The organism is Enterobacter sp. BNK-18, from assembly GCF_047456135.1.
GTDB lineage: Bacteria > Pseudomonadota > Gammaproteobacteria > Enterobacterales > Enterobacteriaceae > Enterobacter > Enterobacter ludwigii.
This window is the reverse complement of the sequence record NZ_CP179899.1, coordinates 3,717,100-3,742,901: the sequence shown is the minus strand read 5'-3', so window position 1 is coordinate 3,742,901 and position 25,802 is coordinate 3,717,100. Positions and strand designations below refer to the sequence as shown.

Here is a 25,802-nt window from a genome sequence, read left to right as displayed (position 1 = left end):
CTCCGTTACACCTTTTCCACGTTCACGAGGAAGGCCTTAAACTCCGGCGTCTGCGTGTTCGCATCACCGACGAACGGCGTCAGGGTGTTCGCAATGAACCCTTTCTTCGCCACGCCCTCATAACCCCAGTGAATCGGAATCCCGATGGTATCCACCTGCTGACCGTGAACGTTCAGCGTGCGAATACGCTTGGTCACCACCGCCTTGGCCTTGATGTAGCCACGGTTAGAAGAGACCTTCACGGTATCGCCATGGGCAATGCCGAGCTTGTTCGCCAGCTTCTCGCCGATCTCCACAAACTGTTCCGGCTGCGCGATAGCGTTAAGCAGCGCGTGCTTGGTCCAGTAGTGGAAGTGTTCGGTCAGACGGTAAGTGGTGCCCACATACGGGAACTTGTCTTTTTTACCCAGCGCGTCGAAATCGCCCTTAAAGATGCGGGCTGCCGGGTTAGAGACCACGTTCGGGTGCAGCGGGTTGGTGCCCAGCGGCGTCTCAAACGGCTCGTAGTGTTCCGGGAATGGCCCTTCCGCCATCTTATCGATAGCAAACAGGCGTCCCATCCCTTCAGGCTGCATGATAAACGGCCCGACATCGCTGCCTGGAGGGGCAGTACTGTAGTCCGGAATATCCACACCGCCCCATTTCGCGCCGTCCCATTTCAGCAACTGACGCTTCGGATCCCACGGATTACCCTGCGGGTCAGCGGAAGCACGGTTGTAGAGAATGCGGCGGTTCAGCGGCCATGCCCAGGCCCAGCCCAGCGTATTGCCGAGTCCTGACGGGTCAGCATTATCGCGGTTGGCCATCTGGTTACCTTTCGGCGTCCAGCTACCGGCAAAGATCCAGCAGCCACTGGCGGTCGTGCCGTCATCACGCAGGTGCGCGAAGGTACTGAGCTGATCGCCTTTCTTCGCCAGCACCGTTCCGGTGGCCGGGTCGATAACATCTGCCAGCGCTTTACCGTTGCTCTCCATCGCCACTTCTTCCGGCGCTGGGTTTTCCGGCGTCGAGTAGTTCCAGGTCATGTTCAGCACCGGTTCCGGGTTCGCACCGCCTTCTGCCGCATACATCTTACGCAGGCGTAAGAAGATACCGGCCAGGATCTCGCCGTCGTTCATGGCGATGCCCGGGGCGTCCGCACCTTTCCAGTGCCACTGCAGCCAGCGGCCAGAGTTCACGATGGAACCGTTCTCTTCCGCGAAGCAGGTAGAAGGCAGACGGAACACTTCAGTCTGAATCTTCGATGGGTCAACATCATTCGACTCACCGTGGTTCTGCCAGAAGGTCGACGTCTCGGTGTTGAGTGGGTCAATCGTCACCAGGAACTTCAGTTTCGACAGCGATTCAACCACCTTGTTCTTGTTCGGGAATGAGGCGACCGGGTTAAAGCCCTGGCACAGATAGCCATTCACCTTGCCCTGATGCATCATCTCGAAGTACTGCAGAACGTCGTAACCTTTGTCCCACTTCGGCAGCCAGTCAAAGCCCCAGCTGTTTTCTGCTGTCGCTTTGTCACCGAAGAAGGCTTTCATCATCGAGACGAAGAACTTCGGATAGTTGCCCCAGTAGTTCACCTGACCTTCGAGCAGCGGTTTAGGCGTGCTGGCTGTGAGGTAGGTTTGCAGGTCGGTCTGTTTTTCGCTTGGCAGGTTCATGTAACCCGGCAGGCTTTGAGACAGCAGACCAAGGTCGGTCAGACCCTGAATGTTGGAGTGACCACGCAGGGCGTTCACGCCGCCGCCAGCCATCCCCATGTTGCCGAGCAGCAGCTGAACCATCGCCATGGTACGGATGTTCTGCGCGCCGACAGAGTGTTGGGTCCAGCCGAGCGCGTAGAGGAACGACGCCGTTTTGTCTTTCGCGCTGGTTTCGGCGATAAGCTCGCACACCTTCAGGAAGTCTTCCTTCGGCGTACCACAGATGTTTTCGACAACGTCCGGCGTGTAGCGGGAAACGTGCTCTTTCAGCAGGTTCCACACGCAGCGCGGATGCTGCAGCGTCGTATCACGCTTCGCAAAGCCTTTCTCATCCAGCTCATAGTTCCAGCTGGTCTTGTCGTATTTGCGTTTTTCGGCGTCATAACCGCTGAACAGTCCATCTTCGAAGTGGTAATCCTCACGCACGATCAGGCTGGCGTTGGTATAGGCTTCGGTGTATTCGCGGTTATACTTTTCGTTGGTCATCAGGTACAGCAATACGCCTGACAGGAAAGTGATGTCAGTACCTGAACGAATAGGGGTGTAGAAATCCGCCACTGACGCAGTACGCGTAAAGCGGGGATCGATCACAATCAGTTTCGCACCGTTGTGGATTTTGGCTTCCATCGCCCAGCGGAACCCGACAGGGTGCGCTTCAGCGGCGTTACCGCCCATCACCACAATAAGGTTGGCGTTCTTGATGTCGACCCAGTGGTTGGTCATCGCACCGCGACCAAATGTTGGAGCAAGACTTGCTACCGTTGGTCCGTGTCAGACACGCGCCTGGTTGTCGACCGCGAGCATACCGAGTGCACGCGTAAATTTCTGGGTTAAATAGCCGGTTTCGTTACTGGAAGCAGAGGCACACAGCATCCCGGTGGAGAGCCAGCGGTTGACGGTGACGCCTTCAGCGTTCTTCGCAATAAAGTTGGCATCGCGGTCTTCTTTAATCAGTTTAGCGATGCGGTCAAATGCGTCTTCCCAGCTGATTTGCTGCCATTTATCGGAACCTGGCGCACGATATTCAGGGAATTTCAGGCGGCTTTCGGAGTGGATAAAGTCAACCAGGCCGGCACCTTTCGGGCACAGCGCGCCGCGGTTGACCGGATGGTCCGGGTCACCTTCGATATGGAAGATAGACGCTTTGGCGTTTTTAGCACCGTCGCCGAGGCTATACATCAACAGCCCGCAACCGACAGAGCAGTACGTACAGGTATTACGGGTTTCACGGGTGCGCAGCAGTTTATATTGCCGCGTCTCCGCCAGCGCTACACCGGGTGCAAAACCCAGTGCCGCCGCCGTGGTGCCTGCCATACCGCCAGCGCAGATCTTAAAGAACTGCCTTCTGCTGACCTGCATGGGTCACTCCTTGTTTCGACATTGCTTACATATGTAGTTTTGACTTCGCGGTTGAACGGTGACCGCAAAGGAGAAAAATTTGCGTTAATCCCTCAGTTCTACGAGGGATATCATCAGAATACCACAATGTCGGTACGCCTGTTCCAATGGCGTTAATACAAAGTGAACGTATTATCACTGTGTTGATTATAAAGTGTGACACGAGTCACATTATTGCCCCGGCATGTTAAAGGGCTGTATCACCGCCTCGGTTGCGCCTCTCCCAAATGAGTAGGTAAACTTGATGAGGATGGGTGCTGAAAAGTTGATCCATACTATGCGTATGGCCTGCGGTTTGTGATGCAATAGCAGGCTCACCTCCGTGGTTGTTCAGGAATACCGCTGTGTCTAAACAAAACCGTGTTACCCACCCGTCGCCACTGCCTGCCGGTATCGTGGAACTGTCGGTACACAGACCGCCCCACATTACCCACACCACGCCTGATTTTCTGGCGGAGGAAGTGCCCGTTGCTCTGGTTTACAACGGTATTTCCCATGTGGTGATGATGGCCTCGCCGAAAGATCTGGAGCTGTTCGCGATTGGCTTTTCCCTCTCGGAAGGCATCATTGAGCACCCGCAAGAAATTTACGGTATGGATGTGGTGAAGGCCTGTAACGGCCTTGAAGTGCAAATCGAACTCTCAAGCCGCCGGTTTATGGGGCTCAAAGAGCGGCGACGCGCGCTGGCCGGGCGTACCGGATGCGGGGTTTGCGGGGTAGAGCAGCTCAATGATATCGGTAAGCCTGTCGCACCTCTGCCGTTTACCCAGACCTTCAATCTGGCCCATCTCGACCATGCCCTTGAACATCTGAATGACGTGCAACCTGTCGGCCAGCTGAGCGGATGCACGCATGCGGCGGCATGGGTTCTGCCATCGGGCGATATTGCCGGGGGGCATGAGGATGTCGGCCGCCATGTGGCGCTGGATAAACTGATGGGCCGCCGGGCGCGCGAAAGCGAACTCTGGCAGCAGGGAGCGGCACTGGTCTCCAGCCGCGCCAGCTACGAGATGGTGCAAAAGTCGGCGATGTGCGGCGTTGAAATCCTTTTTGCCGTATCGGCCGCGACCACGCTGGCGGTAGAAGTGGCGGAGCGCTGTAACCTGACGCTGGTGGGATTTTGTAAGCCGGGAAGGGCGACGATTTATACCCATCCGCAGCGATTAATAGTTAATCAGTAAATTTGAAGAAGAATAGCAAATCCTTCCGCTTTTAGTTGTTCATGATGAGGTCTACTATTTATCTCATCAAGGCACGGTGCCTTAAACAAACAACTAATTGAAAGGGTTTATATCATGAAAAGCATCAAAACTTTTGTCGCAGTAATCGCTCTGGCTACGTCTTTCGGTTCTTTCGCTGCACAGACTGTGACCGCAACCGCCTCTACCATTGATGGCGCAGAAGCGAAAATTGCTGCACAGGCTCAGGAAGCGGGCGCGTCATCTTACAAAATTACGCAGGCGTTTACCGGTAACCGCGTACACATGACCGCTGAACTGAACAAATAAGCTGCCACACCGTCGAAAGAGCGCCCCCGGGGCGCTTTTTTTATTGGATACCCGCCAGACGCAGCAAGGCAGTCACGACCGCTGCCGCCACGATCACCACAATTAACGGCATTTTTCGCCATGCCAGAAACACTGCAAACGCCACGCCCAGTACGCGCGCCATACCGGCAAAATGCTCACCTTCATAGAAGGTGGTCGCCAGCGCGACGGAAAACAGCAAAACCGTTGCCGCATCTGAAAGCAGAGCCTGAGAGCGGTCTGACAGCGCCAGTCGGTTGCCGAGTTTTGCCCCACCGAGACGCATTAAATAGGTTCCCACGGAAAGCACGGCGATACCGAGAATAAAGACCGTCATATTCCCCATTATTTTTTCCTCGCAGCAAGACCCAGTAAAGAGAGCAGAACCGGTAAACCCACCGGGGCAAACGGCACGGCGGCCAGTGACAATGCAGCACCGCTGCAGGCGCGGATCAGGGTGGTGCGATTTTTAAAAGCCGGCACCACTAACGCCAGTAAAATCGCCGGGAATACCGCATCCAGCCCGATGGTTTCAAGGTCCGGCAACAGTTTGCCAACCATGGTGCCCAGCAATGTACCCAGCGGCCAGACGATCGCCACGCCTAAACCGCATAGCCAGTATGCCGCCTTACGCTGTTCGGACGTTTTTTGCGACAACCCGAACACCACGCTTTCGTCGTTCATAATGTGGCAACCCAGAAAACTCAGGCCACGTTTACCCACCAGTTCACGCACCGTCACCCCAAACGGTACATGACGTGCATTAACCAGTAATCCGGCAGCCGCCGCTGCCAGAGGGTTACCGCCGCTTGCCACAATGCCGATAAACATAAATTCAGAGGCACCCGCCAGCACGGTAATGGAGAGTAAAAACGGGACCCAGACCGGGAAACCGTAGGCCATTGCCAGCGAGCCATAGGACATCCCGACGACGCCTACCGCGAGACACACCAGGATGATCTGCTTTTATCGTGTCGCCTTTCAGGGTGGAGAGATGATGCTTCATACTATTTTAGCCATATCGAACGTATTTCCATTATAATGAACGCATCAGAACCGTTTTTCAAGGCGAACGATTCGTTCGATTTATAGAACAAAGGGGCCGTTTTTATGACGCAGCCAATCAGCGTGATCGCTAAAAGTCTGGTGCGAGAACGCCTGCGAACCGGACTTTCACTGGCGGAAATCGCGCGCCGTGCCGGGATCGCTAAATCCACGCTGTCGCAGCTGGAGTCCGGCAACGGGAATCCCAGCCTGGAGACGCTCTGGTCACTCTGTGTGGCGCTGGACATTCCTTTTGCCCGTTTGCTCGAACCGCAGCAGCCGACCACTCAGGTGATCCGCCGTGGAGAAGGAACGAAGGTGGTTGCCGGACAGGCCAACTATGAAGCCATTTTGCTGGCGGCGTGCCCGCCGGGCGCGCGTCGTGACATCTACCTGTTACTCACCCAGCCGGGTGCCGACCGCATTTCTCAGCCACATCCGGCAGGCTCAGTGGAGCATATTATTGTGACGCAGGGTAGAGCGCTGGTTGGTCTGATCGACGCGGCGGAAGAGCTTGGCCCGGGGGATTACATTTGCTATCCCGCTGACCAGCCGCATATCTTTAAGGCCCTGGAGCCGGATACGCACGCGCTTCTGGTGGCTGAACAAAATTAACGCAGATACGGAAAATCATGTCGCTTAAAGCCATTGCCAAAGAACTGGGGCTGTCTGTTACCACCGTCAGCCGCGCCCTTAACGGGTATGACGATGTCTCCCGCGAGACGCGCGCCCGCGTCGAAGCGGAGGCTCAGCGCCGTGGCTACCGGCCAAACACCTTCGCGCGTCGCCTGAAGATGGGCAAAATCGACGCCGTGGGTCTGGTTTTTCCGGTGCATCCTGTTCCGCTCAATAACAGCGTCTTTATGGACATGGTCGGCGAAATTAGCCACGAACTGGCGCGACATGAAATCGATCTCCTGCTGATTGCCGATGACGATCTGGCGGATAAGCACAGCTATATGCGTATGGTGCAAAGTCGTCGCGTGGATGCGCTGATTGTGGCGCACACGCTGGATCATGACCCGCGGCTGGAACAGCTTCAGGCCGCCGGTTTTCCCTTTCTCGCGCTCGGACGCAGCCAGCTACCGCAGCCCTATGCGTGGTTTGATTTCGACAACTATGCCGGCACGTACAATGCCACCCGCTGGCTGATTGAAAAGGGGCATCGCCGCATCGCCTTGCTGGGTGAAAGCAACAATCAGGCCTTCATCACCCAGCGCCGCCAGGGTTATCTGGATGCGCTACGCGAAGCCGGGTTATCCAGCGAATGGCTGCGCGCCATGCCGCCTTCGCGCCGCGTGGGTTACGCCACGACGAATGAACTTCTCTCCCTGCCGCAGCCCCCCACGGCCATCATTACCGACTGCAACACTCACGGCGACGGCGCGGCCATGGCGCTGGCGCAGCGGGGTCTTCTCTGCGGTGAAAACGCCGTTTCGCTGGTGGTTTACGACGGCTTACCGCAGGACAGCATTGTCGATGTTGAAGTGGCGGCGGTTATTCAGTCCACCCGCCAGGGCGTAGGGAAACAGATCGCTGACATGGTGCGTCAGTTGATTAACGGCGACGATATCGCTCAGCTTCAGGTGCTCTGGCAGCCAGAATTCTTCCCGGGCCAGACGGCCTAAACACAGCAAAATTCCAAAGCCGATCACAGATCCGAAACGTTTTGGTTTGTATCCGAAACGTTTCGGATCAACACTCAGATCATCCCGATGACAGGAGAGGTCTGATGCACGATTCCATTTTTCGACTCGAAAGTAAGGCGGTTGACCTGGTGATCACCACGCACCCGTTCGCCGAAATTCTCTACTGGGGGCCGCACCTTCACCACTTTTCACCGCAAGATGTGGTAAGTCTGTCTCGTCCTGTGGCGAACGGCAGGCTCGACGTTGACGCCCCGGTGACGCTGATGGCGGAGCTGGGATACGGTCTGTTTGGTTCGCCCGGTATTGAAGGGCACCGCCAGGGGCTGGACGGGTCTCCTGTCTTTAAAACCACCCATGTGCAGCACGAGGGGCAAACCCTGACGTTAACGGCGGAAGATGAACATGCCGGGTTGCGTCTGACCAGCGAGCTGGCACTGGATGCAAGCGGGGTACTGGTGGTGCGTCACGGTTTAACTAACCTGCGGGCGCAGGCGTGGCAGGTTGATCGTTTCGCCGTGACGCTACCGGTCGCTGAACGCGCGCAGGACGTGATGGCGTTCCACGGACGCTGGATCCGTGAGTTCCAGCCGCATCGCGTGAAGCTTGAACACGACAGCGTTGTGATTGAAAACCGCCGCGGCCGGACCTCTCACGAACACTTCCCGGCGCTGATCGCCGGTACGTCCTCATTTAACGAAATGCACGGCGACGTCTGGGGCGTGCATCTGGGCTGGAGCGGCAACCACCGCCTGCGTGCGGAAGTCAAAACCGACGGACGCCGCTATCTGCAGGCCGAAGCCCTCTACCTGCCGGGAGAAATGGCGATTGAAGAGGGGGAAACGCTCTGGACACCACGCCTGTATGCGAGCTACTCCGCACGGGGTCTGAACGGCATGAGCCAGTCGTTCCACCGGTATCTGCGCGACAACGTTATCCGCTTCCCTGAAAACAAACCGCGCCCGGTACATCTCAATACCTGGGAGGGGATCTACTTCAGCCATGACCCGGCGTACATCATGCGCATGGCCGATGAGGCTGCGGCGCTGGGCGTGGAGCGTTTTATCATCGACGACGGCTGGTTCAAAGGCCGTAACGATGACCACGCGGCGCTGGGTGACTGGTACCTGGACGAGAAAAAATACCCGGACGGGCTGACGCCGGTGATTAACCATGTGAAAAAGCGCGGCATGGAATTTGGTATCTGGATTGAGCCGGAGATGATTAACCCGGACTCGGATCTGTATCGTGCCCATCCCGACTGGGTGCTGGCGCTGCCGGGCTACACCCAGGCAACGGGCCGTCATCAACTGGTGCTCAACCTGAATATTCCGCAGGCTTTTGATTATCTGGTCGAGCGCATGAGCTGGCTGCTGGGCGAACATGCCATCGACTACGTTAAGTGGGATATGAACCGCGAACTGGTACAGCCCGGGCACCACGGCAAAGCCGCCGCGGATGCGCAGACGCGGCAGTTTTATCGTCTGTTAGACGTGCTGGGCGAGCGTTTCCCGCACATTGAATTTGAGTCCTGCTCCTCGGGCGGCGGGCGAATCGACTATGAAGTCCTGACCCGCAGCCACCGCTTCTGGGCCTCTGATAATAACGACGCGCTGGAGCGCAATACCATCCAGCGTGGCATGAGCTACTTCTTCCCGCCGGAAGTGATGGGCGCGCATATCGGTCATCATAAATGTCACGCCACCTTCCGCCAGCACAGCATTGCTTTCCGCGGCCTGACGGCACTGTTTGGCCACATGGGACTGGAGCTTGATCCACTCACCGTCGATGCTCAGGAGCGTGAAGGCTATCGCCATTACGCCGCGCTGCACAAGCAGTGGCGAGAAGTCATCCATCACGGTACCCAGTGGCGCGTGGATATGCCGGATGCCAGCACGCTGGCGCAGGGTATAGTGAGCGAAGACAAAACGCAGGGGTTGTTTATGGTCAGCCAACTGGCCATGCCGGATTACACGCTCATGATGCCGCTGCGCATGCCGGGGCTCGACGCGCAGGCGCAGTACCGCATCACGCTGCTCGATCACCCCAACATTCGACTCACCGGTGAGGGCGGGCACACCATGCGCAAGCTGCCGGCGTGGATGGAAACGTCCCAGACGGCCAGCGGTGAGTGGCTGATGCAGGCGGGGATCGCACTGCCGATTCTGGACCCGGAAACCGCCATTCTGATTGGCGTTGAACGCGTGTAAGGGTGATGGGCCGGGAGACTGGCCCTCCGTTGAGGATAAAAATAATGAACACAACAACCTGTACCCACAAAGACAACCCTAACTTCTGGATCTTCGGGCTGTTCTTCTTTCTCTACTTCTTCATTATGGCCACCTGCTTTCCGTTTCTGCCGATCTGGTTGTCGGATGTCATCGGCCTGAACAAAACCCATACCGGGATCGTATTCTCCTGTATCTCGCTTTCGGCCATCGCCTTCCAGCCCGTGCTTGGGGTCATTTCGGATAAGCTGGGGCTGAAAAAACACCTGCTATGGATTATCACGGTGCTGCTGTTTCTGTTCGCGCCGTTCTTCCTGTATGTCTTTGCGCCACTGCTGAAAACCAGTATCTGGCTGGGGGCGCTGAGCGGCGGTCTGTATATCGGTTTTGTCTTCTCCGCAGGTTCAGGCGCAATTGAGGCCTACATCGAACGCGTGAGCCGTAACAGCTTGTTTGAATACGGCAAGGCGCGCATGTTCGGCTGTCTAGGCTGGGGGCTGTGCGCTTCAACGGGCGGTATTCTGTTTGGCATCGACCCGTCGTATGTCTTCTGGATGGGGTCAGCGGCTGCGCTGCTGCTGATGCTGTTGCTGGTGGTTGCGAAACCGAAGCCAAACCAGACTGCGCAGGTGATGAATGCGCTGGGGGCTAACCAGCCGCAGATCACCGCCAGGACGGTCTTTAATCTGTTCCGTCAGCGCAGAATGTGGATGTTCATTCTGTACGTCATCGGTGTGGCCTGCGTGTATGACGTTTTTGACCAGCAGTTTGCCACCTTCTTTAAAACCTTCTTCGCCACGCCGCAGGAGGGAACGCGAGCCTTTGGTTTTGCCACCACGGCGGGGGAAATTTGCAACGCGATCATCATGTTCTGCTCGCCGTGGATCATCAACCGTATCGGCGCGAAGAATACGCTGCTGATTGCCGGGCTGATTATGGCGACGCGCATTATCGGCTCGTCGTTTGCCACCACCGCGGTGGAGGTCATTGCCCTGAAGATGCTGCACGCGCTGGAGGTTCCGTTCCTGCTGGTGGGGGCGTTCAAATACATCACCGGCGTGTTCGATACCCGTCTGTCGGCCACTATCTATCTGATTGGCTTCCAGTTTGCCAAACAGTCGGCGGCGATTTTCCTCTCTGCTTTTGCCGGGAATATGTATGACCGGATCGGTTTCCAGGAGACCTACCTGATGCTGGGCTGTTTTGTACTGGCGATTACGGTGGTCTCGGCCTTTACGCTGAGCAGTAAGCAGGAGATTGCGGCGCGCCGCGCTGCGGTGGAGGCAAACTAACGCAGGACGCTGCCGCGGATGCGGCAGCGTTAACGCTTTAGGGCAGGTAAAACACCGCTTTCAGTTCGGCACTCACCGGGCTGTTGTCGGGGTTCGAGGGCATAACCTCACCCATGTATTTCCACCAGCGCTGACAAACGTCGGTCTTTGCCACCGCGTTCCAGCGCGCTTCCGATTCAATTTCAACGCTCGCAAACAGCAGGTTACGCGCCTCATCGAGATAGATAGCGTAGTGGTGCGCACCGTGGTCTTTTAATACCGCCTCCAGCTCTGGCCAGATGGGGTTATGGCGACGCGCGTACTCGTCGCGCGCGTCAGGGTTCACCTGCATCACAAATGCTTTGCGGATCATCATGCCTCCAGCCGCTTTCGCGGGCCGCTATGGGTACAAATCCAGTGCCGACTGCATCGGCGTGACGCCAAAGCGTTTACCGAGTGCAATCAGCTCTTCCCGGGTGATGGTCTGCTTCATGCCGCCCATCGACAGGACCTTCACCAGCACCTCGGCGGACTTCTCGGCGGTATCAATCAGACCAAACGTTTCGTCGAGCGTCGGCCCGCTGCCGAATACCCCGTGGAACGGCCACAGCACCAGGGAGTGGGACTGCATTTCGATGGCGGTGGCCTGGCCGATTTCGTCGGTACCCGGCACCATCCACGGCAGAATGCCGACCCCGTCGGGGAAAACCACCAGACATTCGGTGCTGCCTTCCCACAGCTTCCGCGTGAGGTAGTCGCTACTGTTTTCCAGCACGTAGGTCAGGGCGATCAGGTTGGTGGCGTGACAGTGCATGATCACCCGGTCTTTGCCGTGGGTTGCCTTGATACGCTCACAGTGAGAGAGGAAGTGCGCCGGGAGTTCAGACGTGGGCACTGCATCGTCCGTCAGCCCCCAGAGGATGTGATAGCCTGCGCCGTCGCTGTCCACTCTCACCACCCCGAGGTTGGCCTGCGGGTCGAGCTGCACGTTACGGAAGAATTTACCGGAACCGGTAACGATAAACGGCGTGCTGGCGAGCTGCGGCATTGGCTGGCTCAGGGCGATATAGCGCGGCTTCTGATGGAACTCGGCGGCGAACGGTTCAATGTCGGCATCATCCAGGCGCAGCGTCAGGTTACCGCCATTGCGCTCGTCCCAGCCTTTCAGCCAGGCGTCGGAGGTGGCTTTAATCATGCCCTGGACGAACCAGGCGTTAGTGATGGTCTGCATAGTGTTTCATTTCCCGTGATCGTGGTGAGCGTTTCCCTCACCCCGGCCCTCTCCCACAGGGAGAGGGGGTAAAAGTGGTCTCTTCCACAGGAAGAGGGTGAGGGCATATTTATCCGCGCTGACTCAGCACGTCTTTCTCATACATCCGCACGTTATCCAGCCACTGACTGCCCGCTGGGGTGTCGTTACGCTGGCAGTACATCTCCCACACCGCCTGCCACGGCAGGGTTTTCTGCTCTTCCAGCAGCACCAGGCGCGCGGTGTAATCGCCGTTCTCTTCCAGCTGCTTGAGGGCGCTGGTGGGCTCCAGCAGCGCACGCAGCAGGGCTTTTTTCATGTTGCGGGTGCCAATCACCCAGGCCGCGATGCGGTTGATGGAGGCATCAAAGAAGTCGAGGCCAATGTGCACGCGGTCAAACAAATCGTGGCGAATGATTTCGCTGGCAATGGCCTGGGTTTCGTCATCCAGCAGCACCACGTGGTCGCTGTCCCAGCGTACGGGACGGCTCACGTGCAGCAGCAGGCGGGGTACGTAGAGCATGGCGGCGGAGATTTTGTCGGAGATCACCTCTGTCGGGTGGAAGTGGCCGGCATCCAGGCACAGCGCGGTCTGGCGGCTGGTGGCGTACCCCATGTAAAACTCGTTCGAGCCCACGGTGTAGCTTTCCGCACCAATACCGAACAGCTTGCTCTCTACGGCGTCGATGTGGTGCGCCGGGTTCAGTTTTTCGCTGATGGCTTCATCCAGCGCCGCCAGCAGGCGCTGACGCGGGGCCAGACGGTCAACGGTGATGTCTTTCATGCCGTCCGGGATCCAGATGTTCATCACCGACGGCGTGCCGAGCTGCTCGCCAAAGTATGCGGAGACGCGGCGGCTGGCTTTTACGTGGTCAATCCAGAACTGGCGGATATCGTCGTTCGCGTGGGCAAGGGTAAAACCGTCGGCGCTCAGCGGGTGCGAGAAGCAGGATGGGTTGAAATCCAGGCCCAGCTGGTTGGCTTTCGCCCACGCCACCCAGTTTTTAAAATGCGCAGGTTTGATCTCGTTACGCGCGACCGGCGTGTCAGATTCCAGATAGATAGCATGCAGGTTCAGCCGCTTAGGCCCCGGGATCAGGCTCAGCGCCAGCTCCAGGTCGGCGCGCAGCTCGGTGGCGTTACGCGCTTTGCCCGGATAGTTGCCGGTGGCCTGAATGCCCCCCGTCAGCGAGCCTCCCGGGTTTTCAAAACCGGCAACGTCGTCGCCCTGCCAGCAGTGCATGGAGACCGGCAGACGATCGAGCTGGCGCAGCGCCTCATCGACATCCACGCCGACGGCGGCGTAACGCTGTTTAGCCAGGTCCCAGGCTTGTTCAAGTTGAGTGGTCATGCGCAAAGCTCCTTAGTCAGTCGGTTTTGCTGAAACTGCGCCCGATAGCGGGCAATTTCATGGCAGGGATTGGGGATGAACGTGGTCAGCGTGGCGTTCGACGAGACCACCGTGCGGAAATCGTCCACGCTGGCAAGTTCGTCCAGGGTCATGAGCTGAATGCCAATATTGCCGAGCGTTGACGCTTCAATCGGGCCCGCCACCACGGTGATCCCGCAGGCATCGGCGCAGAGCTGGTTCAGAAGCTGGTTCTGGCAGCCGCCGCCGACAATATGCAGCTGAGTGAACGGCCGGCCACGAAGGTCGGCCAGCTCGCTCAGGATCTCGGCATACAGCAGGGCGAGGCTGTCGAAAATACAGCGTGCCAGTTCTGCCGGTTTCGATGGCACGGGCTGCCCGGCGTCGACGCAGGCGGCCTGGATTTCGGCGCTCATGTCCGCCGGGTTGATAAAGCGGTCATCATTGGGATTGATCAGGAAACTGCAGGCTTTCAGTCGTTCGGTGTCGGCAATAAGCGCGGGCAGGTCGGTAATGTTTTGCTCTTTAAGCACTCGCTGGAGCAGCCACAGACCCATGATGTTCTTCAGCACGCGGTAGCGCCCTTCGGCACCGCCTTCGTTGGTGATGTTCGCGGCCAGCGCGGCATCGCTGGTGTAGGGGGTTTTGCTCTCAAAGCCCATCAGCGACCAGGTCCCGGAAGAGAGGTAGGCCGCGTCGTTACCGGCAAGCGGTGATGCAATGACGGCGCTGGCGGTATCGTGACTCGCAACCGCCACCACCGGGATCGCATTACCCTGCGGGCACATCCATTGACCGATCACATTGCCAGGGTGCGTCGGCGTGCCGAACCAGGAGGGGGAAGCCCCGGTCCAGGCCAGCAGGTGTTCATCCCAGTTATCGGAGTTGATGTTCACCAGTTGCGTGGTGGTGGCGTTGGTGTATTCCCAGTTCATGTTGCCGGTCAGGCGGTAGCTGAAGTAGTCCGGGATCAGCAGCGCATGCGCCACGTGGGGAACCAGCGCCGGCTGCTGTTCGACCAGCGCGCGCAGTTGATAGAGCGTATTGAATGGCAGGAACTGAATGCCGCTGCGGCCATAAATATTCTCTTTGCCAAGCCCGGCAATCGCTCGCGCCATCAGGCCGTCGGTGCGGCTGTCGCGATAGGCTATCGGCAAACCAACGCGTTCACCGTTGCTGTCCAGCAGTACATAATCGACGCCCCAGGTATCGATGCCGATACTGTCGATACGGATCCCCGCATCGCAGACCTTCTGCAGTCCGGTGCGGATCGCTGCCTCAAGGCTGTCGATATCCCACACCTCACAGCCGTCCTGCTTTTGCAGGCAGTTAACAAAGCGGTGCATCTCGCGAAGCGAAAGCGTCTGCCGCTTGCCGTCATAAGTGGCCAGCATTACACGGCCGCTGGATGCACCGAGATCGACAGCCACGCAATGGCGAAAAGTCATGGTTGTGTCCTTCTTAAAGTCATTAGCGGTGAGTGTAAAAAAAGGAACCCATCACCACCTTCTCGCCAGTGACAGCGGTTTTCCGGGGCTGGCAAGAAAGCAAAGGTGAACGTGAGGGAGTTCACAGTTTCCAGGCGTGACGGGGTTTGCAGGCAGTGTGACGCTTCCCGCATTTCCTGATCTTTCAGCCTGTTTCTTGAAAAACGGACAGTTTTTGCGAGGTTTACGGTCGAAAATTTAAGGTGAGGGGACGGGGCCTTAATTACTATTTTGAGAACATTTCTCATTGGTGGGGGCCGTTATGACCGTACTGCACAGCGTGGATTTTTTTCCTTCGGGTGGGTCGTCTGTCGCGATTGAACCGCGACTCCCTCAGGTGGCGTTCCCTGAGCATCATCATGATTTTCACGAAATTGTGATTGTTGAACACGGAACGGGGATCCATGTGTTTAACGGCCAGCCGTATACCATCAGTGGTGGGACGGTCTGCTTTGTGCGCGATCATGACCGGCACTTATATGAACATACCGACAACCTGTGCCTGACTAACGTGCTCTACCGTTCGCCCGATGCGTTCCAGTTCCTGTCCGGGCTGAACCATCTCCTGCCGCAGGAGAAGGACGGCATCTATCCTTCGCACTGGCGGGTGAATCAGTCCACGCTGCAGCAGGTGCGCCAGCTGGTGAGCCAGATGGAACAGCGTGACGAGGGACAGGAGACCCACGTTATCGCCACGCGTGAGCTGTTGTTTATGCAGCTGCTGGTGCTGCTGCGCCGCAGTAGCATGGTGGCCGGGCTGGGGAATAACGATGCGCGTTTGACTCAACTGATGGCCTGGCTGGAGGACCATTTCGCCGAGGATGTCTGCTGGGAAACGCTGGCGGATGATTTTTCGCTGTCGCTTCGGACCTTGCATCGTCAGCTGAAGCAGCAAACCGGGCTGACGCCCCAGCGCTATCTGAACCGTCTGCGCCTGATTAAAGCGCGCCATCTGCTGCGTCATACCGATGAGAGCGTCACGGATATCGCCTATCGTTGCGGTTTCGGCGACAGTAACCACTTTTCGACCCTGTTTCGCCGGGAATTTAGCTGGTCACCGCGCGATATTCGCCAGGGAAAGGACGCGTCACTGCAGTAACGCGAGGGTTGTCACCGTTTCCCGTGGGCAAAAACGCTAATAATGTCAGGTTATTTGCTGTCGAGGTGGTGTCGTGGTTGCTCAGCTAATGCTTCGCAAAGTGGATTTTTTTGCCTCCGCCGGCCAGGCCGTCGCGGTGGCGGATCGCTATCCGCAAAACGTCTTTGCCGAGCACACTCATGAGTTCTGCGAGCTGGTGCTGGTGTGGCGGGGCAATGGCTTGCATATCCTCAACGACCGGCCCTACCGCATTACGCGTGGGGATCTGTTTTACATCCGTGCTGAAGACAAACACGCCTACGCTTCGGTCAACGACCTGGTCCTGCAGAACGTGATTTACTGCCCTGACAGGCTGAAACTCAACGTCGACTGGGCGGCTTACATTCCGGGTTTTAATGATACGAAGTGCGCGGCGCACTGGCGACTGAGCAGTAACGGCATGACGCAGGTGCGACAGGTGATTTCTCAGCTGGAGCAGGAGAGCCAGAAAAGCGATCCTGAGGCTCACCAGATGGCAGAACTGCTTTTCGCCCAGCTGGTCATGACGTTGACGCGCCATCGCTACGCCATTGATAACCCGTCGGCTACCGCGCAGGAAGCCCTGCTCGATAAGCTCATTACCACCCTGGCGGGCAGCCTTAACAAAAGCTTTGTGCTGGAGAAATTCTGCGAGCAGGCGCAGTGCAGCGAGCGCGCGTTGCGCCAGCAATTCCGCACCCAGACCGGGATGACGGTGAACCATTATCTGCGCCAGCTGCGCATCTGCCATGCCCAGTACCTGCTTCAGCATACGGAACTGATGGTCAGCGATGTGGCGATGCGTTGCGGCTTTGAGGACAGTAACTATTTTTCGGTGGTCTTTAACCGCGAGGTGGGGATGACGCCGGTTCAGTGGCGTCATCGCAGCCGTAACGCGGCGTAATCAGTTCGCCATGCCGAGGCCCACAATGTTGGCCGCAATAATGATCACCACGCACCCCAGACTCAGCACGCCCACCGGGCGACGCCCGGCGTTGTTCCACTCTTTCAGAAGCAGACCCACCAGCCCACCGCACAGCACGTAGAAGCTCATGTGCAGCATCCAGCTCATATAGTCATACTGCGCCGGAATACTGGCGTGACCCCACGCGTAGAAGAAGAACTGGAGATACCACATCAGCCCACCGAGCGCCGAGAGCAGCACGTTCCCGATAATCATCTGTTTAGCCAGCGAGAAGTCGGCTTTCAGTGACAAGGTCTTCACGTTTGCCAGACGGAAAAAACAGAAACCGAGGTTAACCACCGCTCCGCCACCCATGATCACCACGTAGCTTGGCAGTGCCACGTACAGCGGGTCGACGCCCAGTGCGGCAGCAGCTTCATGCATCGGTTTGGCGGCGTTCATCGCGAATGACATGCCTGCGGAGAAGATCCCGCACATCACCGCCAGCAGCAGGCCTTTCTTCAGGTTGAACTCTTCGGCTCTGATGCCCATTTTGCGCTCTTTCAGCTGCCCTGCGCGGGTGACAATGCCCACGCCAATAACGGCCACCAGCACGCCCAGCAGCGTCATCTGGCCGCCTTTGGTGTTGATGAGCACGTCGACGTTGCCGTTGAGGATCGGCGTCATCAGGGTGCCGACAATCAGCGTAATACCAATCGCGATGCCAATGCCCATCGACATGCCGAGGTAGCGCATGGTGAGGCCATAGTTAATGTTACCGACGCCCCACATGGCGCCAAAGAGAAAGACCGGCAGCAGGGTGGAGGCGTTAAAGGAGGAGAAGTAGCCCCAGAAATCCGGGAGCAGCATGGCGCTGATGGTCCAGGGAAGAATTATCCACGAGACTACACCGCCGACGGACCACATGGTTTCCCATGACCACTGTTTGACCTGTTTAAACGGGGCATAGAAACAGGCTGCACTGGCCGCGCCTATCAGATGCCAGAAAATACCCATCGTAATCGCATGATTCATGTTTACATCCTCATCGTTTTTATATGCCGGTGGCTTCCCACCGACTCGATGAGTGTAAAAATTAAGCAGTCGGGTAACCTTCGGAAGGTTGCCGCACTTTGGTTTTGAATGGCAATCAACGCGTTAACCGGGTGAGCAGACTCACAATTTCAGCAATAACCGAAAACCGAATAACCTTATAAAAACTACGGCATTGATAATCATTTTCAATATCATTTAATTAACTATAATGAACCAACTGCTTACGCGGCATTAACAGCTGTGCCGCCCGACAATAATGGAGAGGATTATGAGTTATACACTGCCATCCCTGCCGTATGCCTACGACGCACTGGAACCGCATTTCGACAAGCAGACGATGGAAATCCATCACACCAAACACCACCAGACCTATGTGAACAACGCGAACGCCGCGCTGGAAAGCCTGCCAGAGTTCGCTAGCCTGCCTGTTGAAGAGTTGATCACTAAACTGGACCAGCTGCCAGCTGACAAGAAAACCGTTCTGCGTAACAACGCAGGTGGTCACGCTAACCACAGCCTGTTCTGGAAAGGCCTGAAAACCGGTACCACCCTGCAGGGCGACCTGAAAGCGGCTATCGAGCGCGATTTCGGTTCTGTAGACAACTTCAAAGCGGAATTCGAAAAAGCCGCTGCGACCCGTTTCGGCTCTGGCTGGGCGTGGCTGGTTCTGAAAGGTGACAAACTGGCGGTTGTTTCAACGGCTAACCAGGATTCCCCGCTGATGGGTGAAGCAATCTCTGGCGCATCCGGTTTCCCTATCCTGGGTCTGGACGTGTGGGAACACGCTTACTATCTGAAATTCCAGAACCGTCGCCCGGACTACATCAAAGCCTTCTGGGACGTGGTGAACTGGGACGAAGCAGCAGCGCGTTTCGCCGCGAAAAAATAAGGTTGCATTGACGCCTGTGAGAAGCGAGTCTGATGACTCGCTTTTTTTGTATCTGCAGAAAGGAGCAGCGATGCATTTTCCGGTGAATGTCTTTACAGGCAAGGTAAGGGAGTACGACGGCAGCCGCCCGAGCGCCATCGCGAAAGTTCAGGTCGACGGCGAGTTGACGTTAACCGACCTCGGGCTGGTGGGCGATGAGCAGGCCGAAAAGAAAATCCATGGCGGGCCTGACCGCGCGCTGTGCCACTATCCGCGGGAACACTATCAGCACTGGATAACCGAGTTTCCCGAACAGGCGGATATGTTTGTCGCGCCAGCGTTTGGTGAGAATCTCTCAACGGAAGGGCTGACCGAGAAAAACGTCTTTATCGGCGATATCTACCGCTGGGGCGATGCCCTGATTCAGGTGACGCAGCCGCGCTCGCCGTGCTTCAAACTAAACTATCATTTCGGCATCAGCGACATGTCTGCCCGGCTGCAGAGCGCGGGTAAAACGGGCTGGTTATATCGGGTGGTGCTGGCAGGTCAGGTATCGGCAGATGCGCCGCTGGTGCTGGCATCGCGCCTGAGTGATGTCTCGGTATATGACGCCTGCGCGATCGCCTGGCATATGCCGTTTGATGACGACCAGTACCATCGGCTTTTGTCCGCTGCAGGGCTGTCCACGAGCTGGACCCGAACGATGCAGAAACGCCGTTTAAGTAGCAAGATCGAAGATAATTCGCGGAGATTGTGGGGGAAATAGTTTCCCTGCAGGAGAGGCAAGCCGGGTCAGCGATACCGCTGCCCGGCTAAACGACTACGAACGTTTATACAACGGCAGCCACAGCGTTAACCGTAACCCACCCAGCGGGCTGTCATCGGCCTTCACCCAGCCGCGATGCTGCTGCATGGCGGTTTCAACAATCGCCAGACCCAGCCCCGTGCCGCCAGATTCACGGTCACGCGCCTCGTCGGTACGGTAGAACGGACGGAAAATCTGTTCGCGGTCTTCCGGGCTTACCCCAGGACCATCGTCATCAACGATAATGGTAATCCCGTCTTTATCCACCGAGAAGGCTACCTCAATCTTCGTGTGCGAATAGCGCAGGGCGTTACGCACGATGTTCTCCAGCGCGCTTTCCAGCGTGTTGGGGTTACCGTACAGCGGCCATGGCCCCGGCGGGAAGTTGACGGTAAAGGATTTCCCCATCTGCTCCGCTTCGAACGCCGCGTTATCCAGCACTTCATGCCACAGGTGGTTGGCTTTCACCGTTTCGCTCACCAGCGCATTTTTCTGCTGATTGCGCGACATGACCAGCAGGTCGTTAATCATGCTGTCCAGACGATGCGCTTCCGTTTCAATACGTTCCAGCTCTTTGCTCTCACCGCTGCGGCGACGCAGCAGCGCGGTGCCGAGCTGTAAGCGCGTGAGCGGCGTGCGCAGCTCGTGCGAGATATCCGACAGCAGGCGTTGCTGTGCCGTCATCATGCGGTCGAGGGCGCTCACCATCTGGTTAAAACTGGTCCCGGCGGCAAGGAACTCCTGTGGACCGGCTTCCAGTTCAGGGTGTTGTCGCAGGTTACCCTGCGCCACTTCGTCCGCCGCGTTTTTCAGCTTACGCGCCGGTTTCGCCAGACTCCACGCCAGCCACAGCAGCAGAGGTGAGCTAACCAGCATGGTGACAATCAGCAGCAGAAGCGGACGGTCAAACAGCAGGTTGATGAAATCGGACTGGGAGTTGCTCGCCGGGCGGATCAGGTAAAGCTGGTAATTATCCTCGCCATCTCTGACGGAGAAGGGGCCTACCATCTCAACCCGACCGTATTTTTTCTTCTGAGGATGGTCGGCGTTATCCGCCTGACCAATGAAGTTACGGATGATCTGCATTTCATTGCGATCGGCGCCAATCACGCGCCCTTCGCTGGTCACCAGCAACAGGCGCTGTCCTGGCGGTGCCCATTTGTCGATAGCGCGAAACAGCCTGCGCCACCACATTAAATCGTTCGGCGGGTCGTTTGCCAGCTCGGCTTCCACGTGCTGCTCGATCATCACGCCCTGACGTTGCTCGCTGTCGAGAAGCTCCGTCATCTGGCGTGAGTCGAGTTTTGGCAACATCAAAACGAGCATTAAAACCAGTGCCAGCGTCAGCCAGAAAATGGCGAAGATGCGGGCTGTTAAGCTTCCTATCATGAAGCGGAAACCATCAGATAACCGCGACCACGCAGGGTTTTAAACCACGGGTGCCCGTCCTTGCGTTCCGGCAGCTTGCGGCGCAGGTTCGAGATATGCATATCGATGGCGCGATCAAACGGGGTGAGGCGTTTGCCAAGCACTTCCTGGCTCAAATGTTCACGCGATACCACCTGGCCGAGGTGCTGGGCCAGCAGATACAGCAGGGTGAACTCGGTGCCAGTCAGTTCCAGCGTTTCACCGTCAAAACTCGCTTCCTGACGGCCCGGATTCAGGCTCAGGGAGTCGACTTCCAGCGTCGGTGAACTGTTGTCGCTGTTCTGCTGCTGTTCGCTCCAGTGAGAACGACGCAGGATAGCGCGAATACGGGCAACCAGTTCACGGTCGTTAAACGGCTTTGGTAAATAGTCATCCGCGCCCAGCTCAAGGCCAAGTACACGGTCAAGTTCGCTGCCGCGAGCGGTCAGCATAATTACGGGCGTCTGGTGTGTCTGGCGAAGCTCTTTCAACGTATCAATGCCGTTTTTCTTCGGCATCATAACGTCGAGCAAAAGTAAATCGATGCTGTCGTCAAGGAGACTCAGCGCCTGCTCGCCATCATGGGCAACCAGAACGTTGAAACCTTCCATGTCGAGCAACTCCTTTAAAAGGGATGTGAGCTCTCGGTCATCATCAACTAACAGGATTTTATTCATTGTTTAAATACCTCCGAGGCAGAAATTACGACATCAAGGCTATCTAATCCATGACTTTACGTTGTTTTACACCCCCTGACGCATGTTTGCAGCCTGAATCGTAGACTGTCTCTCGTTGAATCGCGACACGAAAGATTTTGGGAGCAAGTGATGCGCAAAGTTACCGCTGCCGTCATGGCCTCAACGCTGGCGTTCAGTACATTAAGCCAGGCCGCTGTAGCTATCCCCGGCGATAACGGGCCCTCAACGGAGGGGGCAACGCAGCACAGCAGCCAAAGCCATATGTTTGATGGCATAAGTTTAACCGAACATCAGCGTCAACAGATGCGAGATCTGATGCAGAGGGCACGACACGACCAGCCCCCTGTTAATGTTAGCGAAATGGAGACAATGCACCGCCTTGTCACCGCAGAAAAATTTGACGAAAGCGCTGTACGCGCTCAGGCCGAAAAAATGGCACAGGAGCAGGTTGCCCGCCAGGTAGAGATGGCGAAGGTCCGCAACCAGATGTTCCACCTGCTAACGCCCGAGCAGCAAGCGGTTTTGAACACAAGACATCAGCAGCGAATGGACCAGTTGCGTGAGGTTGCACGGATGCAGCGAAGCTCAGAAACAACGTTTTTCAGTAGCAATAGCAGTACCCGTAGTAACCAGTAAACCCTGTTTTCCTTGCCATAGACACCATCCCTGTCTTCCCCCACATGATGTGGGGGTTTTTTTTGCCCTTCATTCTGCTTTGTTAACCGTTTATTCATCCTTTGACTCCCCATGCTTCCGTTATACTAGCGGCATGACATGACAGGAGCGTTTATGAATCAATCCTATGGAAGACTGGTAAGTCGGGCAGCGATTGCAGCAACCATCGTGGCTTCAAGCCTGTTAGTGATTAAAATTTTTGCGTGGTGGTATACCGGCTCAGTCAGTATTCTCGCGGCGCTGGTGGACTCGTTGATGGATATTGCCGCCTCGCTGACGAACCTGCTGGTTGTGCGTTACTCGCTGCAACCGGCAGATGAAGAACACACGTTTGGGCACGGGAAAGCCGAATCGCTGGCCGCGCTGGCGCAAAGCATGTTTATTTCCGGCTCCGCGCTGTTTCTGTTTTTAACCGGTATTCAGCATCTCGTCTCGCCGTCACCGATGAACGATCCCGGTGTGGGTGTGGTCGTGACGATTGTGGCACTTATATGCACACTTGTTCTGGTAACGTTCCAGCGCTGGGTTGTTCGCAAAACGCAAAGCCAGGCTGTACGGGCGGATATGCTTCATTATCAATCTGATGTTATGATGAACGGCGCTATTCTTATTGCGCTCGGTCTGGCCTGGTATGGCTGGCATCGGGCCGATGCGTTGTTTGCGTTAGGGATTGGCATCTATATTTTATATAGCGCCTTACGGATGGGGTATGAAGCGGTGCAATCGCTTCTGGACCGCGCCCTCCCGGACTCAGAACGTAATGAAATTTTTTCTATCGTGACCTCCTGGCCTGGTGTCAGAGGTGCACACGATCTTCGAACGCGGCAGTCAGGGCCGACCCGCTTTATTCAGATTCATATTGAAATGGAAGACAACCTGCCACTGGTTCAGGCTCACGTTATTGCTGAGCAGGTCGAGCAGGCGATTTTGCAGCGTTTTCCTGGTTCAGACGTCATTATTCACCAGGATCCCTGCTCGGTTGTACCCGGACATGTTGAGCTTTCGTAATTGGTTGTAAAAAAGTGAGCCAGGCCAGCATTTTGTGTATAAATTACCGCCATTTGGTCTGACCTGAATCAATTCAGCTGGAAGTGATTGATATACTATTTGCAGTATTCGTTGGTCGATAAATTCTTCCGGCAACAGATTTCAATTTTGCATTCCTAAGTTCAGAGGTAGTCATGATTAAGAAAATCGGTGTGTTGACAAGCGGCGGTGATGCGCCGGGCATGAACGCGGCAATTCGTGGGGTTGTCCGTTCAGCGCTGACGGAAGGCCTGGAAGTTTTTGGTATCTATGATGGTTATCTGGGCCTGTATGAAGATCGCATGGTTCAGCTCGACCGTTACAGCGTGTCCGACATGATCAACCGTGGCGGTACCTTCCTCGGTTCTGCGCGCTTCCCGGAATTCCGTGATGAACACGTCCGTGAAGTGGCTATTGAGAACATGAAAAAACGTGGCCTCGACGCACTGGTTGTTATTGGTGGTGACGGCTCGTACATGGGTGCAAAACGTCTGACTGAAATGGGCTTCCCGTGCATCGGGCTGCCGGGTACGATCGACAACGACATCAAAGGCACTGACTACACCATCGGTTATTTCACCGCACTGGGCACCGTTGTTGAAGCGATTGACCGCCTGCGCGACACCTCTTCTTCCCACCAACGTATCTCCATCGTGGAAGTGATGGGCCGTTACTGTGGTGACCTGACGCTGGCTGCGGCCATCGCCGGCGGTTGTGAGTTCGTAGTGGTTCCGGAAGTGGAATTCAGCCGTGAAGATCTGGTGGCTGAAATCAAAGCGGGTATCGCAAAAGGCAAGAAACACGCCATCGTAGCCATCACCGAGCATATCTGTGACGTTGACGAGCTGGCGAAGTACATCGAAACCGAAACCAAACGTGAAACGCGCGCTACCGTTCTGGGCCACATCCAGCGCGGGGGTTCCCCGGGTCCATACGACCGCATCCTGGCATCACGTATGGGTGCATACGCCATTGAACTGCTGCTGCAGGGTCATGGCGGTCGTTGCGTGGGTATTCAGAACGAAAAACTGGTTCACCATGACATCATCGACGCCATTGAAAACATGAAGCGTCCGTTCAAGGGTGACTGGCTGGACTGCGCAAAAAAACTGTACTGAGCGGTGACTTTCCCCCGGTCACGCTGAGTTAACCGGGTCTGCAGTCCACGCTCATAAAGGCCGGGTAAGGCAATATCGCCGCCCGGTTTTTTTATGCCTGCTCGTTTTTTATTCCTCTACGTTATAGCCAATCTTTTTTTATTCTTTAATCATTGGTTAGCTTTCTGGCACGCTGCAAGCATCAAAACACTACACAAGAGATCCGGGCGATGAATAAATGGGGCGTGGGGTTAACATTATTGCTGGCATCGACCAGCGTTTTGGCTAAGGACATCCAGTTACTGAACGTGTCATACGACCCGACGCGTGAGCTGTACGAGCAGTACAACAAAGCCTTCGCGGCACACTGGAAACAGGAAACCGGCGACAACGTGGTGGTGCGTCAGTCTCATGGTGGCTCCGGTAAGCAGGCGACCTCAGTCATCAACGGGATTGAAGCCGACGTGGTTACCCTGGCGCTGGCCTATGACGTCGACGCCATCGCCGAGCGTGGGCGTATCGATAAAAACTGGATCAAACGCCTGCCAGACAATTCAGCGCCTTACACCTCGACCATTGTTTTCCTGGTGCGTAAGGGCAACCCAAAACAAATTCATGACTGGAACGATCTGGTTAAGCCGGGCGTTTCCATTATCACCCCGAACCCGAAAAGCTCGGGTGGCGCACGCTGGAACTACCTGGCGGCCTGGGGCTACGCGCTGCATCACAACAACGGTGACCAGGCGAAAGCCCAGGCGTTCGTGAAAGCGCTGTATAAAAACGTTGAGGTGCTGGACTCTGGCGCACGTGGTGCCACGAACACCTTCGTTGAGCGTGGGATTGGCGACGTGCTGATCGCATGGGAAAACGAAGCCCTGCTCGCCACCCACGAACTGGGTAAAGACAAGTTCGAGATCGTTACGCCAGGCGAATCTATCCTCGCCGAACCTACCGTTTCTGTGGTTGATAAAGTGGTTGAGAAGAAAGAGACCAAAGCGGTGGCGGAAGCGTACCTGAAGTATCTATACTCGCCAGAAGGCCAGGAAATTGCGGCGAAAAACTACTATCGTCCACGCGATCCGGCAGTGGCGAAGAAATATGAAAGCGTCTTCCCGAAACTGAAGCTTTTCACCATTGATGAAGAGTTCGGCGGCTGGGCGAAAGCGCAGAAAGAGCACTTCTCTAACGGCGGAACTTTCGACCAGATCAGCAAGCGCTAAACGTTAGCAGGACA

The 25,802-nt window shown here is 56.4% G+C and carries 23 protein-coding genes and 1 pseudogene; 14 read left to right on the top strand and 10 right to left on the bottom strand.

Annotation, left to right across the window (positions count from 1 at the left end; genetic code table 11):
- Positions 1-5 precede the first annotated feature (5 nt).
- The gene (gene fdnG, locus ACMGG3_RS18030) at positions 6-3,056 is read right to left on the bottom strand and encodes a formate dehydrogenase-N subunit alpha (RefSeq protein ID WP_088202997.1); all 3,051 of its coding nucleotides are present in this window, start codon (positions 3,054-3,056) and stop codon (positions 6-8) included.
- A 383-nt stretch (positions 3,057-3,439) separates the two neighbouring features.
- Here fdnG and fdhD point away from each other — a divergent pair, with 383 nt between their 5' ends.
- Both fdhD and ACMGG3_RS18020 read left to right on the top strand, forming a co-directional pair.
- Positions 3,440-4,276 carry a formate dehydrogenase accessory sulfurtransferase FdhD gene (gene fdhD / locus ACMGG3_RS18025; RefSeq protein WP_025202740.1) on the top strand — a complete coding sequence of 279 codons (837 nt, stop codon included), beginning with the start codon at positions 3,440-3,442 and terminating at the stop codon, positions 4,274-4,276.
- Between the two features lie 114 nt (positions 4,277-4,390).
- The gene (locus tag ACMGG3_RS18020) at positions 4,391-4,603 is read left to right on the top strand and encodes a DUF1471 domain-containing protein (RefSeq protein WP_008501827.1); all 213 of its coding nucleotides are present in this window, start codon (positions 4,391-4,393) and stop codon (positions 4,601-4,603) included.
- A 40-nt stretch (positions 4,604-4,643) separates the two neighbouring features.
- On the opposite strand, the gene ACMGG3_RS18015 is transcribed toward ACMGG3_RS18020, so the two are convergent.
- Both ACMGG3_RS18015 and ACMGG3_RS18010 read right to left on the bottom strand, forming a co-directional pair.
- The gene (locus tag ACMGG3_RS18015) at positions 4,644-4,967 is read right to left on the bottom strand and encodes an AzlD domain-containing protein (RefSeq protein WP_032680064.1); all 324 of its coding nucleotides are present in this window, start codon (positions 4,965-4,967) and stop codon (positions 4,644-4,646) included.
- Positions 4,967-5,627 (bottom strand): annotated as a pseudogene (locus ACMGG3_RS18010) (AzlC family ABC transporter permease). Before ACMGG3_RS18010 ends, ACMGG3_RS18015 begins: the two are co-directional and overlap by 1 nt.
- A 104-nt stretch (positions 5,628-5,731) precedes the next feature.
- Between ACMGG3_RS18010 and ACMGG3_RS18005 the strand changes: the two are divergent.
- From ACMGG3_RS18005 to ACMGG3_RS17990, 4 genes are all read left to right on the top strand, one after another.
- On the top strand, positions 5,732-6,280 hold the full coding sequence (locus ACMGG3_RS18005) for a helix-turn-helix domain-containing protein (RefSeq protein ID WP_014172225.1): 549 nt from the start codon (positions 5,732-5,734) through the stop codon (positions 6,278-6,280).
- A 17-nt stretch (positions 6,281-6,297) separates the two neighbouring features.
- Entirely contained in the window at positions 6,298-7,293 is a 996-nt protein-coding gene (locus ACMGG3_RS18000) for a substrate-binding domain-containing protein (RefSeq protein WP_183516918.1), read from the top strand.
- A 104-nt stretch (positions 7,294-7,397) separates the two neighbouring features.
- Positions 7,398-9,521, top strand: coding sequence for an alpha-galactosidase (locus ACMGG3_RS17995; protein WP_414149350.1), 2,124 nt, complete (start codon positions 7,398-7,400; stop codon positions 9,519-9,521).
- 44 nt (positions 9,522-9,565) lie between these two features.
- Positions 9,566-10,831 (top strand): MFS transporter, encoded by a 1,266-nt coding sequence (locus ACMGG3_RS17990; RefSeq protein WP_025202744.1) that lies wholly within the window; start codon positions 9,566-9,568, stop codon positions 10,829-10,831.
- A 37-nt stretch (positions 10,832-10,868) separates the two neighbouring features.
- On the opposite strand, the gene rhaM is transcribed toward ACMGG3_RS17990, so the two are convergent.
- The 4 genes from rhaM to rhaB all read right to left on the bottom strand — a co-directional run bounded on the left by rhaM (position 10,869) and on the right by rhaB (position 14,876).
- Positions 10,869-11,183, bottom strand: coding sequence for an L-rhamnose mutarotase (rhaM, locus tag ACMGG3_RS17985; RefSeq protein ID WP_041162913.1), 315 nt, complete (start codon positions 11,181-11,183; stop codon positions 10,869-10,871).
- A gap of 27 nt (positions 11,184-11,210) precedes the next feature.
- Positions 11,211-12,041 (bottom strand): rhamnulose-1-phosphate aldolase, encoded by an 831-nt coding sequence (gene rhaD / locus ACMGG3_RS17980; RefSeq protein WP_014172220.1) that lies wholly within the window; start codon positions 12,039-12,041, stop codon positions 11,211-11,213.
- Positions 12,042-12,150: 109 nt separating this feature from the next.
- The gene (rhaA, locus tag ACMGG3_RS17975; protein ID WP_020883965.1) at positions 12,151-13,410 is read right to left on the bottom strand and encodes an L-rhamnose isomerase; all 1,260 of its coding nucleotides are present in this window, start codon (positions 13,408-13,410) and stop codon (positions 12,151-12,153) included.
- Positions 13,407-14,876 (bottom strand): rhamnulokinase, encoded by a 1,470-nt coding sequence (gene rhaB / locus ACMGG3_RS17970; RefSeq protein WP_333098150.1) that lies wholly within the window; start codon positions 14,874-14,876, stop codon positions 13,407-13,409. Before rhaB ends, rhaA begins: the two co-directional genes overlap by 4 nt.
- A 301-nt stretch (positions 14,877-15,177) precedes the next feature.
- Between rhaB and rhaS the strand changes: the two genes are divergently transcribed.
- Together rhaS and rhaR are read left to right on the top strand one after the other, a co-directional pair.
- The gene (rhaS, locus tag ACMGG3_RS17965; RefSeq protein ID WP_025202747.1) at positions 15,178-16,014 is read left to right on the top strand and encodes an HTH-type transcriptional activator RhaS; all 837 of its coding nucleotides are present in this window, start codon (positions 15,178-15,180) and stop codon (positions 16,012-16,014) included.
- A gap of 73 nt (positions 16,015-16,087) precedes the next feature.
- On the top strand, positions 16,088-16,936 hold the full coding sequence (gene rhaR, locus ACMGG3_RS17960) for an HTH-type transcriptional activator RhaR (RefSeq protein WP_014172216.1): 849 nt from the start codon (positions 16,088-16,090) through the stop codon (positions 16,934-16,936).
- Here the strand turns inward: rhaR and rhaT are convergent, their stop codons facing one another.
- Complete coding sequence (gene rhaT, locus ACMGG3_RS17955) at positions 16,937-17,971, bottom strand: L-rhamnose/proton symporter RhaT (RefSeq protein ID WP_020883962.1); 1,035 nt, start codon at positions 17,969-17,971, stop codon at positions 16,937-16,939.
- 289 nt (positions 17,972-18,260) lie between these two features.
- Between rhaT and sodA the strand changes: the two genes are divergently transcribed.
- Together sodA and yiiM are read left to right on the top strand one after the other, a co-directional pair.
- Positions 18,261-18,881: a superoxide dismutase [Mn] gene (gene sodA, locus ACMGG3_RS17950; RefSeq protein ID WP_014833772.1), complete on the top strand. Its 621-nt coding sequence runs from the start codon at positions 18,261-18,263 to the stop codon at positions 18,879-18,881.
- Between the two features lie 70 nt (positions 18,882-18,951).
- Positions 18,952-19,626 carry a 6-hydroxyaminopurine reductase gene (yiiM, locus tag ACMGG3_RS17945; RefSeq protein WP_025202749.1) on the top strand — a complete coding sequence of 225 codons (675 nt, stop codon included), beginning with the start codon at positions 18,952-18,954 and terminating at the stop codon, positions 19,624-19,626.
- A gap of 54 nt (positions 19,627-19,680) precedes the next feature.
- Here the strand turns inward: yiiM and cpxA are convergent, their stop codons facing one another.
- Positions 19,681-21,054, bottom strand: coding sequence for an envelope stress sensor histidine kinase CpxA (cpxA, locus tag ACMGG3_RS17940; protein ID WP_010436910.1), 1,374 nt, complete (start codon positions 21,052-21,054; stop codon positions 19,681-19,683).
- Positions 21,051-21,749, bottom strand: a complete 699-nt coding sequence (gene cpxR / locus ACMGG3_RS17935; protein WP_014172213.1) for an envelope stress response regulator transcription factor CpxR — start codon at positions 21,747-21,749, stop codon at positions 21,051-21,053. The genes cpxA and cpxR overlap by 4 nt, the downstream gene beginning before the upstream one ends.
- Positions 21,750-21,899: 150 nt before the next feature.
- Here cpxR and cpxP point away from each other — a divergent pair, with 150 nt between their 5' ends.
- From cpxP to ACMGG3_RS17915, 4 genes are all read left to right on the top strand, one after another.
- Entirely contained in the window at positions 21,900-22,406 is a 507-nt protein-coding gene (cpxP, locus tag ACMGG3_RS17930) for a cell-envelope stress modulator CpxP (RefSeq protein WP_020883960.1), read from the top strand.
- A 153-nt stretch (positions 22,407-22,559) separates the two neighbouring features.
- Complete coding sequence (gene fieF, locus ACMGG3_RS17925; protein ID WP_020883958.1) at positions 22,560-23,453, top strand: CDF family cation-efflux transporter FieF; 894 nt, start codon at positions 22,560-22,562, stop codon at positions 23,451-23,453.
- A 173-nt stretch (positions 23,454-23,626) separates the two neighbouring features.
- Complete coding sequence (gene pfkA, locus ACMGG3_RS17920; RefSeq protein WP_014172210.1) at positions 23,627-24,589, top strand: 6-phosphofructokinase; 963 nt, start codon at positions 23,627-23,629, stop codon at positions 24,587-24,589.
- Positions 24,590-24,798: 209 nt separating this feature from the next.
- The gene (locus tag ACMGG3_RS17915) at positions 24,799-25,788 is read left to right on the top strand and encodes a sulfate ABC transporter substrate-binding protein (protein ID WP_032680073.1); all 990 of its coding nucleotides are present in this window, start codon (positions 24,799-24,801) and stop codon (positions 25,786-25,788) included.
- Positions 25,789-25,802: the final 14 nt, after the last annotated feature.